The sequence below is a fragment of the Buchnera aphidicola (Nippolachnus piri) genome (assembly GCF_039383305.1).
GTDB lineage: Bacteria > Pseudomonadota > Gammaproteobacteria > Enterobacterales > Enterobacteriaceae > Buchnera_F > Buchnera_F aphidicola_AZ.
Genome location: NZ_CP135009.1, coordinates 284,093 through 300,995, shown reverse-complemented (window position 1 = coordinate 300,995; position 16,903 = coordinate 284,093). Strand labels below are relative to the sequence as shown.

At 19.4% G+C, this 16,903-nt stretch carries 18 protein-coding genes and 5 tRNA genes; 10 read left to right on the top strand and 13 right to left on the bottom strand.

From position 1 onward, the window contains the following. Positions 1–51 precede the first annotated feature (51 nt). Positions 52–1,710, bottom strand: coding sequence for a glutamine--tRNA ligase (glnS, locus tag RJT25_RS01400; protein ID WP_343126436.1), 1,659 nt, complete (start codon positions 1,708–1,710; stop codon positions 52–54). 253 nt (positions 1,711–1,963) lie between these two features. Here glnS and RJT25_RS01395 point away from each other — a divergent pair. The 5 genes from RJT25_RS01395 to zapA all read left to right on the top strand — a co-directional run bounded on the left by RJT25_RS01395 (position 1,964) and on the right by zapA (position 3,363). Then, positions 1,964–2,037: transfer RNA gene (locus RJT25_RS01395), tRNA-Met, on the top strand. A gap of 28 nt (positions 2,038–2,065) precedes the next feature. Next, positions 2,066–2,146 (top strand) — tRNA-Leu (locus RJT25_RS01390). 30 nt (positions 2,147–2,176) lie between these two features. Then, positions 2,177–2,248 (top strand) — tRNA-Gln (locus RJT25_RS01385). A 74-nt stretch (positions 2,249–2,322) separates the two neighbouring features. Next, the gene (rpiA, locus tag RJT25_RS01380; RefSeq protein WP_343126435.1) at positions 2,323–2,976 is read left to right on the top strand and encodes a ribose-5-phosphate isomerase RpiA; all 654 of its coding nucleotides are present in this window, start codon (positions 2,323–2,325) and stop codon (positions 2,974–2,976) included. A gap of 93 nt (positions 2,977–3,069) precedes the next feature. Next, on the top strand, positions 3,070–3,363 hold the full coding sequence (zapA, locus tag RJT25_RS01375; protein ID WP_343126434.1) for a cell division protein ZapA: 294 nt from the start codon (positions 3,070–3,072) through the stop codon (positions 3,361–3,363). Positions 3,364–3,458: 95 nt separating this feature from the next. Here zapA and RJT25_RS01370 read toward each other — a convergent pair. The 4 genes from RJT25_RS01370 to alaS form a co-directional block, all read right to left on the bottom strand. Then, positions 3,459–3,532 (bottom strand) — tRNA-Arg (locus tag RJT25_RS01370). Between the two features lie 23 nt (positions 3,533–3,555). Further along, positions 3,556–3,642 (bottom strand) — tRNA-Ser (locus tag RJT25_RS01365). Positions 3,643–3,746: 104 nt separating this feature from the next. After that, positions 3,747–3,929: a carbon storage regulator CsrA gene (gene csrA, locus RJT25_RS01360; protein WP_343126433.1), complete on the bottom strand. Its 183-nt coding sequence runs from the start codon at positions 3,927–3,929 to the stop codon at positions 3,747–3,749. A 63-nt stretch (positions 3,930–3,992) separates the two neighbouring features. Beyond that, entirely contained in the window at positions 3,993–6,650 is a 2,658-nt protein-coding gene (gene alaS, locus RJT25_RS01355; protein ID WP_343126432.1) for an alanine--tRNA ligase, read from the bottom strand. Between the two features lie 261 nt (positions 6,651–6,911). Here alaS and RJT25_RS01350 point away from each other — a divergent pair, with 261 nt between their 5' ends. Further along, entirely contained in the window at positions 6,912–7,085 is a 174-nt protein-coding gene (locus RJT25_RS01350) for a S4 domain-containing protein (protein WP_343126431.1), read from the top strand. After that, positions 7,079–7,876 carry an RluA family pseudouridine synthase gene (locus RJT25_RS01345; RefSeq protein WP_343126719.1) on the top strand — a complete coding sequence of 266 codons (798 nt, stop codon included), beginning with the start codon at positions 7,079–7,081 and terminating at the stop codon, positions 7,874–7,876. The genes RJT25_RS01350 and RJT25_RS01345 overlap by 7 nt, the downstream gene beginning before the upstream one ends. Positions 7,877–7,903: 27 nt before the next feature. Here RJT25_RS01345 and RJT25_RS01340 read toward each other — a convergent pair whose 3' ends face one another. Then, entirely contained in the window at positions 7,904–8,362 is a 459-nt protein-coding gene (locus RJT25_RS01340) for a type II 3-dehydroquinate dehydratase (protein WP_343126430.1), read from the bottom strand. Between the two features lie 166 nt (positions 8,363–8,528). Between RJT25_RS01340 and tldD the strand changes: the two genes are divergently transcribed. After that, complete coding sequence (gene tldD, locus RJT25_RS01335; RefSeq protein WP_343126429.1) at positions 8,529–9,977, top strand: metalloprotease TldD; 1,449 nt, start codon at positions 8,529–8,531, stop codon at positions 9,975–9,977. 77 nt (positions 9,978–10,054) lie between these two features. On the opposite strand, the gene rplS is transcribed toward tldD, so the two are convergent. The 6 genes from rplS to RJT25_RS01305 form a co-directional block, all read right to left on the bottom strand. Further along, a complete protein-coding gene (rplS, locus tag RJT25_RS01330) occupies positions 10,055–10,402 on the bottom strand; it encodes a 50S ribosomal protein L19 (protein WP_343126428.1) in 348 nt (115 codons plus the stop codon). Beyond that, positions 10,399–11,142 carry a tRNA (guanosine(37)-N1)-methyltransferase TrmD gene (gene trmD, locus RJT25_RS01325; protein WP_343126427.1) on the bottom strand — a complete coding sequence of 248 codons (744 nt, stop codon included), beginning with the start codon at positions 11,140–11,142 and terminating at the stop codon, positions 10,399–10,401. Before trmD ends, rplS begins: the two co-directional genes overlap by 4 nt. Before the next feature lie 33 nt (positions 11,143–11,175). Next, positions 11,176–11,691: a ribosome maturation factor RimM gene (gene rimM / locus RJT25_RS01320; protein ID WP_343126426.1), complete on the bottom strand. Its 516-nt coding sequence runs from the start codon at positions 11,689–11,691 to the stop codon at positions 11,176–11,178. Between the two features lie 27 nt (positions 11,692–11,718). After that, positions 11,719–11,958, bottom strand: coding sequence for a 30S ribosomal protein S16 (gene rpsP / locus RJT25_RS01315; RefSeq protein ID WP_343126425.1), 240 nt, complete (start codon positions 11,956–11,958; stop codon positions 11,719–11,721). 53 nt (positions 11,959–12,011) lie between these two features. Then, positions 12,012–13,358: a signal recognition particle protein gene (locus RJT25_RS01310; RefSeq protein ID WP_343126424.1), complete on the bottom strand. Its 1,347-nt coding sequence runs from the start codon at positions 13,356–13,358 to the stop codon at positions 12,012–12,014. A gap of 115 nt (positions 13,359–13,473) precedes the next feature. After that, entirely contained in the window at positions 13,474–14,589 is a 1,116-nt protein-coding gene (locus RJT25_RS01305; RefSeq protein ID WP_343126423.1) for a prephenate dehydratase domain-containing protein, read from the bottom strand. A gap of 235 nt (positions 14,590–14,824) precedes the next feature. On the opposite strand from RJT25_RS01305, the gene rplM reads away from it, so the two are divergent. Both rplM and rpsI read left to right on the top strand, forming a co-directional pair. Next, positions 14,825–15,253, top strand: a complete 429-nt coding sequence (gene rplM / locus RJT25_RS01300; RefSeq protein ID WP_343126422.1) for a 50S ribosomal protein L13 — start codon at positions 14,825–14,827, stop codon at positions 15,251–15,253. A 26-nt stretch (positions 15,254–15,279) separates the two neighbouring features. Next, on the top strand, positions 15,280–15,672 hold the full coding sequence (gene rpsI, locus RJT25_RS01295) for a 30S ribosomal protein S9 (RefSeq protein WP_343126421.1): 393 nt from the start codon (positions 15,280–15,282) through the stop codon (positions 15,670–15,672). A gap of 180 nt (positions 15,673–15,852) precedes the next feature. On the opposite strand, the gene cgtA is transcribed toward rpsI, so the two are convergent. Continuing rightward, positions 15,853–16,872 (bottom strand): Obg family GTPase CgtA, encoded by a 1,020-nt coding sequence (gene cgtA, locus RJT25_RS01290; RefSeq protein ID WP_343126420.1) that lies wholly within the window; start codon positions 16,870–16,872, stop codon positions 15,853–15,855. Between the last annotated feature and the right edge of the window lie 31 nt (positions 16,873–16,903).

The following is a 16,903-nucleotide window of genomic DNA, read 5'->3' as shown; positions in this document are numbered from 1 at the left end:
TATAAGGATATCTATATATATTATAAATTTTATAAAAGAATTTAATTAAATTTAAAATTTATTTGAATATTTTTTTTGTTTTAAAGAAACAATTTTATTAAAAATTAAGAAATTCTTTTTTATATTATAGTTTATATATAAAAAATATCCTAATCTTTCAAATTGAAGTGCTGTATTAATTTTATACGTTAAAATAGAATTTTCAACAAATCCTTTATTTATATAATAAGAATTAGGATTAATAATATTTAAAATATTTTTTTCTTTTTCCGGATTTTTTTTTAAAAATAATTTATTATAAAATTTAAAGATTGCTGGAATAGAATTTTTTTTAGAAACCCAATGAATAATTTTATTTTTTAAACTATTATTTAATTTTTTACCGATTGTATTTTGTTTATATTTTCCTAAAATATGTAAAATATTGTGATTTTTGTCTTTAATAATTTTATATATTTTTATTACATATGCATAACGTAATTTAATTTTTATATCAGATATTTTTTTTTTAGAATTTAAAATTTTTTTTTTTACATCTTCTTCTTCAATATATATTTTTTTTGAAAATAAAATTTCTCGAAATCCCATATTTTTATTCGTAGGATGATTTTTAACTTTTAAAATTTCTTTTAAATTTTTAGGATAGTTTGTGATTATTAACATTACAGGATTAAGAATAGCCATTTTCCGGTGCACAGTAAGATTTAAATCTTTACGAATACAAGATTCTAAAAGTTTTAATTGTATAATACTATTTTGTTTTGTAAAACCAATTTTTTCACAAAAATTATTGATAGAATTAGGAGTATATCCTTTTTTTCTTAATCCTGATAATGTCAATAATCTAGGATCATTCCATTTTTTTATTATTTTTTTTTTTATTAAAATTTTTATTTTTCTTTTTGAAAGAATAGAGTATTCTAAGTTTAATCGTGAATATTCATATTGGATAGGTGGATTTTTTTTAAAGTTTAAATTTTTTAAAATCCATTTATATAATTTTTTATTTTCTAAAAATTCTAAAGTGCATAACGAATAAGTAATATTTTCTAATGCATCAGATATACAATGTGCAAAATCATATGTAGGATAAATACACCATTTTTTTTTTGTGTGATAATGATTTTTATAAATAATTCTATATAATACTGGATCTCGAAGTAAAAGAAAATTCGATTTCATATTAATTTTAGCTCTTAAACACATTTCTCCTTCTTTAAAAAAACCATTTTTCATTTTTTTGAAAAGAGATAAATTTTTTTTAATTGTTTGATTTCTAAAAGGACTATTAATACCTTTTTCTTTTAAGGTACCTCTAAATTTTTTAATTTCTATTTGATTTAGTTGATCAACATAGGCTAAATTTTTTTTAATTAATTTTTTAGCATATTGGTAAATTTTTTTAAAATATTGAGAAGTATAATTACTATGATTATTCCACAAATATCCTAACCATCTTATATCTTTTTTAATAGATTTAATATATTTTAGGTTTTCTGTTTTTGGATTAGTATCATCAAATCTAAGATTACAAGTTCCATTATATTTTTTAGCTAAATTAAAATTTAAAAATATTGCTTTAGCATGCCCTAGATGTAAATATCCATTAGGTTCTGGGGGAAATCTAGTATTTATTTTTTTTTTGGGATTTTTTAATAAGTCTTTTTTAATAATATTATGAATAAAATTGTTGTTTATAATATCTGACATATAAAATTTCTCTAGAGTAAAATATTAATTTTAAAAGTATTTAATTTTTGAAAATTTAAAATTAATTTTAAAATTTTAAAATTAAAATATTATATTCTTTTTTTTAAAAAAAAAATATTGTTTTTAAATATAAAATCAGTATAATTAATACTTATATAAAATTTTTTTTTAAGAATTTTATATTAATAAAAAATATATATAATATTTTTTATAATAATTTGATATTTTTTAGTAAATAATTAATAATATTTTAGGCTACGTAGCTCAGGTGGTTAGAGCGCAGCACTCATAACGCTGAGGTCATGAGTTCAAATCTCGTCGTAGCTATTATTTTTTAAAATATTTGAATATTTATGCGGAAGTGGCGAAATGGTAGACGCACTAGATTTAGGATCTAGCACTGAAATGTATGCGAGTTCAAATCTCGCCTTCCGTATATATTTTAAAATTTTTTTATAAAATTATTTGGGGTATAGCCAAGAGGTTAAGGCATCGGTTTTTGATACCGACATCCCTGGTTCGAATCCAGGTACCCCAGTAACAAAATTTTTATTTTTTTTTTTAAAAAAAATATATATTTTGATATTTTTTAAAAGTTATGGGAGTATTTTAATGTCAGAAATTTTAAAAAAAAAAGTTGCTGAATATGCATTAAAATATATTTCTGAAGATGTTATTATTGGCGTCGGTTCAGGTTCCACAATAAAATATTTTATACATTCTTTAAGGAATCTTGGATTTTCTATTAGAGGTGCTGTTTCAAGTTCAGTAGAGTCTTCAAATTTTTTAAAACGTATGAATATTAAAATATTTGATTTAAATGAAATTAATAAATTAGAAATTTATATTGATAGTGCAGATGAAATTAATGAAAATTTAGAAATGATTAAAGGTGGTGGTGGCGCTTTAACTCGTGAAAAAATTATTTCTTCTTTTTCTAAAAAATTTTTATGTATTGTAGATGAAACTAAGTATGTGAAAAAATTAGGAAATTTTCCTGTTCCAATTGAAGTAATTCCTATTGCGTTGAAATATGTTTCTTATGAATTGATAAAAATAGGTGGTACCCCTAAATTTCGCAAAAATTTTATTACTGATAATGGAAATTATATTATTGATGTATATAATTTAAATTTAAATTATCCTAGTCAATTAGAAAAATTTCTTAATAATATTTCTGGAATTGTAACAGTAGGATTATTTAGTATTCGAAAAGCAGATGTTTTATTAATTTCAGGTACTAAATTTTTTAAAGTTTTATATTAATTTTTTTTTGATAAAAAATTTTGTTTTAAATTTGGATTAAAAAATTTTTAAAAAATGATATTTTTTAATTTTTTTATCATGAAGGAAAATATTGTGTCTATTAAAACTATTGATATAGAAATTTTTGGTCGTTTTTTAAAAGTAAATTGCCCAAATAATAATGGAAAAGAATTAAAAGAAGCAGCAAATGATTTAAACAAACGATTAAATGATTTAAAAAATAAAACTCATGTTTCAAATACAGAGCAATTAGTATTTATAACAGCATTAAATATTTGTCATGAATTAATATTAGAAAAAAAAAAAATAGAAAAATATTTACAAAATTTAAATGAAAAAATTATAACTTTAAATAATTCTATTGATAATACTTTAAAATTGGATTAATAAATTTTTTATTGATTAATTTTTTAAATTTATTAAAAATATATTTTTTTTTAAAAAAAATATATTTATTTTTTTTTTAAAAAAAAATATAAAAATGCATCCGGAAGGATTTGAACCTCCGACCTCCCGGTTCGTAGCCGAGTGCTCTATCCAGCTAAGCTACGGATGCATAAATTTTTATATTTATTTTATCGGTGAGAGAGGGATTTGAACCCTCGATACAATTTCTTGTATATTCCCTTAGCAGGGGAACGCCTTTAACCACTCAGCCATCTCACCTAAAAATTTTTTTATAAAATAATTTTTAATATATTATTTTACTTTTTTTTTAAATACAAGTCAAATATTTTTTATTTTTAAAAAAAAATAAAAATATAAAAAATTTAATAAATAGAAATTTTTTTTTCTTTTTGAATTCTTAAATAAATTTCTTCACGATGTACTGAAATGTTTTTTGGAGCATTAACTCCTATTCTTACTTGATTTCCTTTAATACCTAATATTGTCATTGTAATTTCATCACCAATTATTACTGTTTCTCCAATACGTCGAGTCAAAATAAGCATTTATTACTCCTTAAAAAAAATTTTAATATTTTTTTAAATTATTTAATATTTTTAAGAATTTTTTTATTCATACTGTTTAAATAATTTTTTATATATCCAATTTTTTAGTAAATTTTGAATAATATAAATATTTTTTTGTGTATTTAAGATACCTGTCATAAATTCAGAATTACCGCCTCCTTTTCCGGATTTCAAGGTAAATAATTTTTTCATAATTTTTTTTGCACTAAAATTTTTTAAAGTATTTTTTTTAAAATATATAATAAAATTAGTATTATTTTTTTGAGGATAAAATAATATAATAATATTATTTTTTTTTTTTTGTTGTATTTTTTGTATTAATTCTTTTAAAGTATTATAATTTTTATTTTGTAAGGTATAAATAATTATAGAAATATTTTTTATAATTTTTTGATGTTTTATAATTTTTTTAGATAAATTATTTAAATATTGTAAGTTTAAATAATTATTTTTTTTAATTAAAATAATATTTTTTTTTATTAAATTTTTTACATTTTGTAATAAATTTTGAGGTGTAGTGTTTAATAATTTTGATATTTTAATTTCTTGTATATTTTTTTTTTGTATTTCTAAAATTGCTTGTATTCCTGTACAGGCTTCTATGCGTTGTATTTCAAAGCCTATTTTTTTAATTAATAAAATTTTAAATAATCCTATGTTTCCTGTATTTTTTTGATGTGTTCCTCCACATAATTCTTTTGAAAAATTTTTAATATTTATTATTCTTACTTTTTTTTTATATTTATTTTTAAATAAAGCTATTATTTTTTTTTTTTTTATTTTTTTAAAATCAGTAATCGTACTAGTAATATTAATATTTTTTTGTATTTTTTGATTAATTAAAAGTTCAATTTCATTTATTTTTTTTTGTTTAATTTTTTTTGTATATTTAAAATCAAATCTAAAATATTTTTCATTAATATATGAACCTTTTTGAATAATATTTTTATTTAATAAAATTTGTAATGTTGCTTGTAATAAATGTGTGGCTGTATGATTTGATTGAATAGAAAATCTTTTTTTAGTATCAATTTTTGCTAATATAGTATTTTGAATTTGGAAATTTCCAACACTTACAATTCCTATATGTCCTATAAAATTTAGATATTTTTTTGTTGTTTTTACAAGAAAGATTGAATTATTATTTTTAATAATTCCTGAATCTCCAATTTGACCTCCTGATTCACTAAAAAATGGTGTTTCATCTAGTATTAAAATACCTTCCATTCCTTTTTTAATTTTTTTAATAGATATATTATTTGAAATAATTTGTAAAATTTTAGATGTTGTTTCGCTTTTTGTATATCCAGAAAAAATTGTAGAATGTTTAATATTAATAAAATTTTCTTGGATTAAAATATTTTTATAATTCTTTAGTTTTTTTTTTTGTTTTATTTTTTGTGTTTGTTGTTCTTTTGTAAATTCTTGAAAATTTATAGTAATATTATTCTTTTGGCAAATATCTTTAGAAATTTCAATAGGTAATCCTAATGTATCATTTAAATAAAATATTTTTTTTCCACATATTTGAGAATTTTTAGAAATTTTTATTTCTTTTAATAGAATTTTCATACTTTTATTTAAAATTAAAAAAAATTTTTTTTCTTCTTTTTTTAAAATTTTTTTTGTTTTTAAATAATTTTCATGAATGTTTAAATAAGAATTTTTTAAATTTAAATTTTTTATACCATATTTGATTAGTTTATAAAAAAAAGGGGTTTTTAATTTTTTACAATATCCATGACTTAAGGCTCTTCGAATTATTCTTCGGAGTACATATCCTTGTCCTTCATTGCTAGGATATAATTTTTCATTTAATAGAAAAACAGTAGTTCGAATATGATCAGAAAGAATTTTTAAAAGTTTTTTATTATTTAGAGAAATTTTTAATTTATTTGCAATTGATTTTATTAATATTATATATTCTTTTATTTTATAACTAGAATTTACTTTTTGTAAAATAGCTGCTATTCTTTCAATGCCCATACCTGTATCAATAGCTGAATAAGGTAATTTAAATAATTTACCTTCGAGAGAACGATTAAATTGTAAAAAAACTAAATTCCAAATTTCGACATAATATTTTTTTAAATTTTTAACAGTAGGATATATATTTTTAGAGTTATATGATTTTAATTGATAAAAAATTTCAGTACAAGGTCCACAAGGTCCTGTTTCTCCCATGCTCCAAAAATTATCTGAAAAATATTTTTTATGTTCTTGATCGTCAATAGAGATAATTTGTTTTTTATTAATTTTAATAACATTTAACCAAATGTCTAAAGTTTTTTTGTCATGTTTATAATATGTGATTACTATTTTTTTTTTAGATAAATTAAACCATTTTTTTTTTGTTAATAGAGTCCAGGCATAAATAATAGCTTTTTTTTTAGAATAATTCCCAAAACTAAAATTTCCTAACATTTCAAACAATGTATGATGAAAATTACTATAGCCAATTTTATTTAAATCATCATTTTTCCCTCCAGTACGAATACAATATTGTGTAGTAGTTATTCTTTTATAAGTTGGAATTTGAGAACCTAAATAAAAATTTTTGAATTGATTCATACCAGCATTTGTAAATAGTAAAGTTTTATCATTTTCTGGTATAATGGAACTTCCTGGTAAAATTTTATGTTTTTTTTTTTTAAAAAATTTTAAAAATTTTTTTCGAATTTGTGAGATAGAGGATTTCATAAACATTCCTAAAAAGATAATTATATATAATAGATTGAGATTATATAAAATTTTTGTTAAAATTATATTTTTCTTTTAATTATACATTTTTATATTTTTTTTAAAAAATAATATCTTAAAAAATAATAATTTTTTTATATATTTTCTTTTTAAGAAGAATATTTTTTTAGAAAATTTTATAGTTATTTATAGTAAAATTTTAATTTTACAAATTAATATTTTTTTTAAAAAAAATTATATAATATATAGGATATAAAATTTATGACGTATTTACATTTTTCTGGAAATTATTTATTTGTTTTAAAACGTAGATTGGATTGTTTTTTAGTACTTTTATTTCCTCAGAATTCTCGTACATTTTTATCAAAATTAATAAAAAAAAAATTAGTTAGGGTGAATGGAAAAATTGTTTTTTCTGCAAAAAAAAAATTTTAAAAACAGATATTATTAGTTTAAAAAGAATTAAAGAAAAAATTTTTTTTTGGAAAAAAGAAAAAATTTTTATAGATATTATATATGAAGATATTTCTTTTTTCATAGTAAATAAATTTTCTAATTTTGTAGTGCATCCTGGAATTAAAAATTTGTATGGAACGCTTTTGAATGCGATTTTATATTATTATCCTCAAAATTATTCTCTTCCGAGAGCTGGAATCATACATCGTTTAGATAAAAATACTACAGGATTATTAATTGTTGCTAAAAATTTAATTGCATATAATTATTTTATAAATTTATTAAAAAATAGAGAAATTATTCGTGAATATGATGCAATTGTTTTTGGACAAATTTTTTTTAATAATAGTATTAATAAACCTATAAAAAGACATATCCGTTATCATACTAAAATGATGATACATTCAGGTGGAAAAATTGCTATTACACATTATTTTGTAATTTGTATTTTTAAAGAATTTACACATTTGCGAATTAAATTAGAAACTGGAAGAACTCATCAAATTCGTGTGCATTTAGAATCTATTCAACATCCAATTTTAGGTGATCCATTATATAATTTTAATAAAAAAATAAATATTCAAAAAATTAAATCTTGTAATTCTATTTCTTTACAAAAAATTTTAAAAAAATGTTCTAGACAAATTTTACATGCTAGTTTTTTAAAATTTCGTCATCCTATTACAAAAGAAATTTTACAATTTGAAAAAAAACCTCCTAAAGATTTTATAACTATAATAAATTCTTTATATAATAATGGTTATTTTTAAATTTTTTATAAAAAATTATACAAAAAATTATTTTTGTAGTCTTTTAATGGCTGTTTTTAAAGCCCAAAAATATCCATCAGTACCTAATCCTGTAATAACACCACTAGAAATATCTGAAATCCAAGAATGAGCTCTAAATTCTTCACGTGCAAAAATATTAGTAATATGTATTTCAAGAAATGGAATATTAATTGCTAAAAGTGCATCACGTAATGCAATACTTGTATGCGCAAATGCACCAGGATTAAATAAAATATATTTTATTTTAAGTATTTTACTTTGATGAATTTTTTTAATTAATTTATGTTCTGCATTAGATTGATAATCTAATAAGATTGTATTAAATTTTTTAGCTTTTTTTTTTAGATTATAAATTAATTTATCAAATTTTGTTGTTCCATAAATTTTAATTTCACGAGTTCCTAATAAATTTAAATTAGGTCCATTAAGTAATAAAATTTTTAATTTTTTAATTTTTGTTTCCATAATTATTTTCACTTTTTTTAATTAGAAAATTTTTTATAAAATATTTTTTATATTTTAAAGTATAATAGAAATAATTTAGTTAATCTATATAAAAAAAATTTTTTTTATAATTTTAATATAATAAAAATTTAATTTTATAAAAATTTTTTAGAAGATATGGTGAGTTATGTTAGAACTTATATGTAATACTTTATTAATTAAAAATAAAATTAAGATAGAAGAAATTTTTAATATTTTAGAGATTATTTTATTTAAAAAATTTGATTTTGGTGATATTTTTTTTCAAAATAAAGAAATAGAAGTTTTTATATTAGATAAAAAAATTATTAAACAAGGTTATTTTTTTAAAGATTCTGGTTTTGGGATTCGAGTTATACATCAAAATATGACAGGTTTTTCGTATTCTACTGAAATTAATTTAAAAAATTTATTTAAAATTTTAGAAATTTCTTGTTTAATAATTCCTCAAAAATTTTATAAAAATTTTTTATATATAAAAAATAAAAAAAATTTTTTTCCTTGTTCTAATTTTGAAAATCCTTTAAAAAATTTAGATATTAAAAAAAAAATAGAATTTTTATATTGTTTAGACAAAAAAATTCGTAAAATAGATGCAAGAGTTGTAGATGTAACAATTATATTAACTTCAGAGTATGAAAATATTTTAATAGCATCTACAGATGTTTTTAAATTATTAGGTGATATTCGTATTTTGGTTAATTTATCAATTACAGTTATAGTTGAAGAAAACGGAAAACGAGAAAAAGGTAATTGTGGTGGTGGTAAACGTTCTGATATTAATTATTTTTTTGAAAAAAATCTAAACGGAGAGATTCGTAGTGAATTTTGGGCTCGAGAAGCTGTAAGAATAGCTTTATTAGCTTTACATGCTAAAATATCTCCTTCAGGTACTTTTCCGGTAGTTTTAGGATCTGGATGGCCTGGAATTTTATTACATGAAGCAGTAGGTCATGGTTTAGAAAGTGATTTCATACGTAAGAAAACTTCTATTTTTACAAAAAAAAAAGGAGAAAAAATAGCTTCTTCCTTATGCACTGTAATTGATGATGGAACTTTAAAAAATAAGCGAGGATCTTTTAATATTGATGATGAAGGAACATGTAGTCAAAGAACAGTTTTAATTCAAAATGGAATTTTGTTAAATTTCTTATATGATAAATATAATGCTTTTTTAATGAATAAAATTAGTACAGGTAATGGAAGACGAGAATCATATGCTTTTTTACCTCTTCCTCGAATGACTAATACTTTTTTATCGGCTGGTGATTCAAATATAAAAGAAATGATTGAAAGTATAGATTATGGAATTTATGCTGTGAATTTTTCTGGAGGACAAGTAGATATTACTTCAGGAAATTTTGTTTTTGAAGCTTCAGAAGCTTATATTATTCAAAAAGGAAAAGTGGGTTATGCTCTTAAAGGGGCTATGTTTAGTGGATCTGGTTCTCATACAATGAATCTAATTTCTATGATAGGTAATGATTTAGAATTAGATAATGGAGTGGGTACTTGCAGTAAAGAAGGACAGAGTGTACCGGTTGGTGTAGGGCAACCTACAATTAAAATTGATAAGTTAATTATTGGAGGTGTATAATTTTTAAAATTTTTTTGTGCAGTCAAAAAATATATTATGACTGCATAATTTTATTTTTGTATTTATTAAAATATACTTTATTTTAAATATTCTTTGATACGCGCTGATTTTCCTGTTCGATTACGTAAATAATATAGTTTAGCTCTTTTTACGTTTCCTAAACGTAAAATTTTGATATTATGAATGATTGGGGAATGAGTTTTAAAGACTCTTTCTACACCTTCTCCATGTGAAATTTTACGTATTGTAAAAGAAGATTGTAATAATCGATTTCTTTTCGCTATAACAATACCTTCAAAAGATTGTAAACGTTTTTTCGATCCTTCAACAACCCATATTTGAATTTCTAAAGTGTCTCCGGTTTTAAAAATAGGAACATTTTTTTTCATTTTTTTTTTTTCTAAATTTTGTATAATTTTTTTCATATTTTATCTCTATTTTTTATATTTTTTAAATATTTTTTTTGTTGTTTTGTATATTTTTTAGTATTTAATAATTCAGGTCGTTTATTCCATGTATTTTTTAGAGAATTTTTTGTACGCCAATTTTTAATTTTTAAATGGTTTCCTGAAAGTAAAATTTTAGGAACAGACAAATTATATATTTTTTGAGGTTTAGTATAATGAGAATAATCTAGTAATCCTTGTGAAAAAGATTCTTTAATTAAAACTTGAGGTTTTTTTAAAACTCCAGGTATGTTACGAGTAATTAAGTCTATTATAATCATAGCTGGTAATTCTCCTCCAGTAAGAATATAATCTCCAATAGACCATTCTTCATGAATTGCATGTTTAATAAATCTTTCATCAATTCCTTCATATCTTCCGCAAATTAAAATAATGTTTTTTTTTTTAAATAAATATGGAATATTTTTTTGAGTAATTTTTTTTCCTTGTGGAGAAAGATAAATAACAATATTTTTTTGTAAAATATTTTTTTTTGCTGCTTGTAAAGCATTCCATAATGGTAAAAACATTAAAACCATACCTGGTCCACCACCATAAGTTTTATGATCTATTTTTTTATTTTTATAAGGACTGTATTCTCGAGGATTAAAAAAATTTATTTGAATTTTTTTTGTGTTAATAGCTTTTTTTAAAATTCCAAATTTTAAAAAAGAAGAAAACATTTCTGGAAAAATAGTAATTATTTTAAATTTTATCATATTTCTTAGAAAACATTTTTTAAAAGTTTTATATTATAATACTGGATTTATAATGATGTTTTTTTTAAGAATATCTACAGATTTTATATAATTTGGATAAATAAAAGGAATTAATATTGTTTTTTTAGAAGAATTTTTAAAAATTTTTTTTATTACTAAAATGTCATGAATAGTATTGTTTAAAATTTTTGTAACTATACCTATATTTATATTCATATTATTATAAACTTGACAATTTAAAAGATCTTTCCAATAATATTGATTATATTTTAAAGTAGGTAAAATTTTTTCATTAATAAAAATTTTTTGATTATTTAAAAATTCTATTTCAGTACGATTGTGTATATTTTTTAATAATATAATAATTTTTTTTTTATAATTTTGTTGCATTTTTATATCTGATTTTACATATTTTTTTTTTATTGAAATTAAATACCAAGGAAAATATTGTAATATTTTTTTTGAGATTGTTGTATATGAAATTAATTTTATCCATCCTTTAACTCCATATGGTTTACCAAATTTTCCAATAAGAATTTTTTTATTCATAGATTTTTATTAATAGAGAATTTTATATTATTTATATTTTTTTAATAATGTTTTTATTCTTTGTGACATTTTTGCACCTATATTTAACCAATATTGAATACGTTTTGAATTATATTTTATTTTTTTTTCTTTTCCGTTTGCTATTGGATTAAAAAATCCTAATTTTTCAATAAATTTTCCATTTCTTGCTGATCGTACATCAGTTAAAATAATTTTATAAAATGGTCTTTTTTTTGAACCATGACGTGCTAATCTAATTTTAATCATTGTTTTTTCCTTATTTAAATTTTTTAAATATTTATAAATATATTTTAAAAAATTTAATTTTTAAAAAGATTTTTAAAATTCTGAAAAATTGTATTAGTATTTTTTTTGTTTATTTTTTTCATAAAACGTTGAATATTTCTAAATTGTTTTAGATAATTGTTAATTTCTTGTATTTGAATTCCAGATCCTAGAGAAATTCTTTTTTTTCTAGAATAATTTAAAATTTTAGGTTCTTCTTTTTCTAAAGATGTCATTGATAATATCATTGCTTCCATTTTTTTTAAAGTAATTTCATTTAAATTGTAAATGTTTTGATTTTGTGTCAAAAATTTAATTGGTAATTTATTTTTTAAGATGTTCAGATCTCCTATTTTTTTAATTTCTTGAATTTGTATTAAAAAATCTTTTAAATTAAAATTTTTTCCTTTTTTTAATTTTTTTTCTAATTTTAACGCAGTAGTTTTTTTAATTTTTTTTTTTAAATCTTCAATTAAAGAAAAAACATCTCCCATACCTAAAATTCTTTTTATAATTCGTTTAGGATAAAAAAATTCCATATCAAATTTTTTTTCTCCATTACCAATTAGTTTAATAGGAATGTTAGTTAGTTGAGAAATAGATAATGTAATACCTCCTTTATGATCGCTGTCTAATTTTGTTAAAATGATACCTGAGATTTTTAAAAAGTTATTAAAATTTTTAATTAAATTGATTCCATCTTGACCAGTCATAGAATCAATAACAAATAAAGTTTCAATAGGTTTAATAAAATTTTGTAAATTTTGAAGTTCTATCATCATTTTTTTGTTATTATGTAAACGTCCTGAAGTATCAATAATTAAAATATCAAATAATTTTTTTTTTGAATATTCGATAGCATTTTTTGAAATTTCTAATGGTGTTTGGGAAGTAAGACTATTTATAAAATTAATATTTGTGTTTTGACTTAGAATTCTTAATTGTTCAATAGCAGCAGGTCGAATAATATCAGTAGAAACTACGGAAACTTTTTTTTTAAATTTTGATGTTAATAACATTGCTAATTTAATTACACTAGTAGTTTTTCCTGATCCTTGTAATCCTACAATTAAAAATATAGCAGGAGGTTTAGTATTAAAATTAATATTTTTATTTGGAAAATCTATTAATTGAATTAATTCTTTTTGGACAATATTTAAGAATTCTTGACCTGGAGTTAAACTTTTATTAATTATTTTGCCAATTGTTTTTTTTTTTAAAATTTCACTTAATTTTTTAATTACAGAAATTGAAACATCAGCTTCTAATAAAATATATTGTACTTTTTTTAAAGTTTTTTCTATATTTTTTTTTGTTAAACGTCCTTTTTGAGTAATATTTTGAAAAATTTTAGAAAATTTTTTACTTAAATTGATAAACATAATATTTTTCTCATTTTTTCTAAAAAATATTGAGATATATTTAAGAAATTTTTTAAAAATATAATTATTTTTTATATTTTTTAAATATATTATTAATATTTTTTTAAAAGAATTTTTAATTTATTTTAGAAGTTCCTAGAATTTGAAAAGAATGTGTAATTTTTTTAATTTTAGAAAATATTTTTTTTACATCTAGATTTATTTGAAATGTTTGTAAATCTAATAAAAATATTTTTTTTAAGATATTTTTGTTTTGTAAATTACTTAATAATTTTAAAACAATACATTTATATTGTGAAAGTATATTTAAAATTTTATTTATTTTATGTTTATAATTATATAATTGAAACATTATAGTAATTTTAAATTTTTTTTTTAAAAAAAAATAAGGTTTTTTTGATGTGACAAAAACAAAACGTGTAATATTTTTTTTTTGATTAGAAATATTTTTGGATAATGTAAATAAATTATATAAATTTTTACCTAGATAATTACCTAAAACCACTGAGTTTTTTTTTTTAAAAGTTTTTTTTATAGCTTCTGAGGTGCTATTACAAAAATATTTTTTCCAAGTAGGAAAATTTTTTAAAAATTTTGAACATTGTAGAAAAGGTTGTTTATGACTATAAATATGTTGAATTTTATGAAATGATAAATTTTGATATGATAACAAATAATGTTTAATTTCAAGATAAATTTCTTTTTTAATATATAATTTTTTTTTTTTTAATAATTGATATACTTCAGAAATAATTCCTGTAATATTATTTTCTAATGGTAATAATAAAAAATTTTTTTTTTCTTGTAATGAAGTATTTATTTCAGAAAAACTTTTATAAAATTTTGGAATTAAATTTTCAGTATTTGAAATTAAAAGTTTGTTAAATGCAATATGTGAATATGAGCCTTCAGGTCCTAATAATTTACATATTTTTTTTTTTTTTTTTATTTCTGTTTTAAATTTTTTTTGTAGAAGAACTGAATTTTGAATAATAATTAAAAATAATTTTTTTATAAAAATAGGATCTAATTTATATAAATTACTTTTTTTTTCTAAAATAGAAAACAATTCTTTTTCACGAATTGGATCATATATATTAATTTTATTTTTAATTTTTTCTAATACAATATTAATGGATAATTTTTCTCTTTGTGATAAAAGTTTTAAAATTTGATGATCAATATTATTGATTCCATTTCTATATAATTTTAATGAATGCGTAGTATTCATATATAAATCCTAAATTTAATTTTGAAAAGTTAAAAATTATTTTTTTTAAAAAAAAATATTATTTTAAAGATTTTTATTTTTTAGTAAATAAAATTTTATGAAGTGAGATTTTTTAAAATTTTTTTAAAAACATAAAAATTTTATAATAACATATTTTTTTTTTAAAAAATATAGAATTAAAAAAATTTTTAAAATGTTTGAAAAAATATTTTTATAATTTTTAATAAGGAGTTTTATGAAAAGTTATATTGCAAAAAAAAATATGATTCAAAAAAAGTGGTATTGTATAGACGCTACAGATAAAATTTTAGGTAGATTATCTACAGTAATAGTAAAATATTTAAGAGGTAAAAATAAACCAGAATATACACCGAATATAGATGTAGGAGATTATGTTATTGTTTTGAATGCATCAAAAATTTTGGTTAGTGGTAAAAAATATAAAAATAAAATTTATTATCATCATACAGGATATATAGGAGGTATTAAAAAATGTACTTTTCAAGATATGTTACAAAATTTTCCGGAACGAATTATTGAAAAATCTGTACGAGGGATGTTACCAAAAGGAATTTTAGGTCGTTGTATATTTAAAAAATTAAAAATTTTTTCAAAGAATGTACATATTCATATGGCACAAAAACCAATTTTTTTAAATTTTTAAAATTAATTGTTTAAATAAAGGATATTATGTCTAAAATATTAAATTATGGAACAGGACGAAGAAAAAGTTCTTCAGCAAGAGTTTTTTTAAAAAAAGGAACGGGTAAAATTTTTATTAATAAATGTATATTAAATAAATATTTTAGTCGTAAAACATCTTGTATGATTGTCATACAACCTCTTGTATTAATTAATATGAAAGATTTTTTTGATTTTTATATTACAGTTAAAGGAGGGGGTATTTCTGGTCAAGCTGGAGCTATACGTCAAGGTATAACAAAAGCTTTAATACAATATGATATATCTTTAAGAAAAGATTTACGTGATGCAGGTTTTGTAACTCGTGATTCTCGACGTGTAGAACGTAAAAAATTTGGTTTAAGAAAATCTAGAAAAAAACCACAATTTTCGAAGAGATAAATTAAAATTTTATAAAAAACCCGGAAAAATTTTTATCCGGGGAACTTATTTTTATAAAAATATAAAATTTTTTTAGTATAGTATATATTTTTTAAGAAAATTAAAAAATATTTGATAAGAAAAATTTTATTTTTTAAATAAAGATATTTAAAAAATATTTTATATTTTATTTATAAAAATTTAGAAAAACATATTTTTTTTTTTAAAAAAAATATTTAAATCTTGACACAAACGTTGAGTGCCTATTTTTTTTTTTGATGAAATATAATAAGTTCTATAATTATAAAATTTTTTTTTTATTTTTTTAAAAAAATAAAAAAATTTTTCTTCGTTTTTTATAAGATCTATTTTGTTAAAAATTAACCATATTTTTTTATTTATTAAAATATTATTAAATTTTTTTATTTCTGTATGAATAGTTTTAATATTTTTGAAACATTTTTTAAAATTTTTTTGATTAATATCAATAATATGTAATAAAAGAAAACATCTTTCTAAATGTTTTAAAAATTTGTCTCCTAGACCAATACCTTTTGAAGCTCCCTTTAAAATTCCTGGAATATCTGCTAAAATAAATGAATTTTTAGAATTAATAAATACTGTTCCTAAATATGGATGTAAAGTTGTAAAAGGATAATTATTAATTGGAGTTTTAGAATTTGAGACTGCTTGTACAAAAGTAGATTTTCCAGAATTTGGAAGTCCTATTGTACCTACATGTGCTATTAAAATTAATTCTAATAAAATTTTTTTAGTTTCTCCTTTTTGTCCTAAAGTTCGAAAATATGGAGTTTGATTAATAGAATTTTTAAAACATGTATTTCCTAATCCCGGTTTTCCTCCTTTTACTAATAAAAATTTTTTTTTTTTTTGAATTAAATCTATTAAAATAATTTTTGTAGAAAAATCTATGATACGTGTACCTAATGGAACTTTTAACAGTATATCTTTTCCTTTTTTTCCAGTACGTTGAGAATTTTTACCATTTTTTCCGTGACAAGCTATAAAATTTTTTTTATTTTTATAATCTGTTAAAGTGTTAATATTAGAAATTGCAGTAATCCAAATATTTCCTCCTTTTCCTCCATTTCCACCATCCGGACCTCCTTTTGGAATATATTTTTCTCTTCTAAAACTAATGCATCCATGTCCTCCATTTCCTGAAGATACATTAATAATTGCCATATCAATAAATTTCATAAGTATATCTTAATTTTTAATTTATATTATG

Excerpts from the sequence above, each read along its gene's own strand:
- tldD (WP_343126429.1), top strand. The coding sequence starts at position 8,529 with ATGTTAGAACTTATATGTAATACTTTATTAATTAAAAATAAAATTAAG.
- RJT25_RS01305 (WP_343126423.1), bottom strand. The coding sequence starts at position 14,589 with ATGAATACTACGCATTCATTAAAATTATATAGAAATGGAATCAATAAT.
- csrA (WP_343126433.1), bottom strand. The coding sequence starts at position 3,929 with ATGCTTATTTTGACTCGACGTATTGGAGAAACAGTAATAATTGGTGAT.
- trmD (WP_343126427.1), bottom strand. The coding sequence starts at position 11,142 with ATGATAAAATTTAAAATAATTACTATTTTTCCAGAAATGTTTTCTTCT.
- glnS (WP_343126436.1), bottom strand. The coding sequence starts at position 1,710 with ATGTCAGATATTATAAACAACAATTTTATTCATAATATTATTAAAAAA.
- RJT25_RS01310 (WP_343126424.1), bottom strand. The coding sequence starts at position 13,358 with ATGTTTATCAATTTAAGTAAAAAATTTTCTAAAATTTTTCAAAATATT.
- rplS (WP_343126428.1), bottom strand. The coding sequence starts at position 10,402 with ATGAAAAAAATTATACAAAATTTAGAAAAAAAAAAAATGAAAAAAAAT.
- cgtA (WP_343126420.1), bottom strand. The coding sequence starts at position 16,872 with ATGAAATTTATTGATATGGCAATTATTAATGTATCTTCAGGAAATGGA.
- alaS (WP_343126432.1), bottom strand. The coding sequence starts at position 6,650 with ATGAAATCCTCTATCTCACAAATTCGAAAAAAATTTTTAAAATTTTTT.
- rpsI (WP_343126421.1), top strand. The coding sequence starts at position 15,280 with ATGTCTAAAATATTAAATTATGGAACAGGACGAAGAAAAAGTTCTTCA.
- rpiA (WP_343126435.1), top strand. The coding sequence starts at position 2,323 with ATGTCAGAAATTTTAAAAAAAAAAGTTGCTGAATATGCATTAAAATAT.
- rimM (WP_343126426.1), bottom strand. The coding sequence starts at position 11,691 with ATGAATAAAAAAATTCTTATTGGAAAATTTGGTAAACCATATGGAGTT.
- RJT25_RS01350 (WP_343126431.1), top strand. The coding sequence starts at position 6,912 with ATGACGTATTTACATTTTTCTGGAAATTATTTATTTGTTTTAAAACGT.
- rpsP (WP_343126425.1), bottom strand. The coding sequence starts at position 11,958 with ATGATTAAAATTAGATTAGCACGTCATGGTTCAAAAAAAAGACCATTT.
- RJT25_RS01340 (WP_343126430.1), bottom strand. The coding sequence starts at position 8,362 with ATGGAAACAAAAATTAAAAAATTAAAAATTTTATTACTTAATGGACCT.
- rplM (WP_343126422.1), top strand. The coding sequence starts at position 14,825 with ATGAAAAGTTATATTGCAAAAAAAAATATGATTCAAAAAAAGTGGTAT.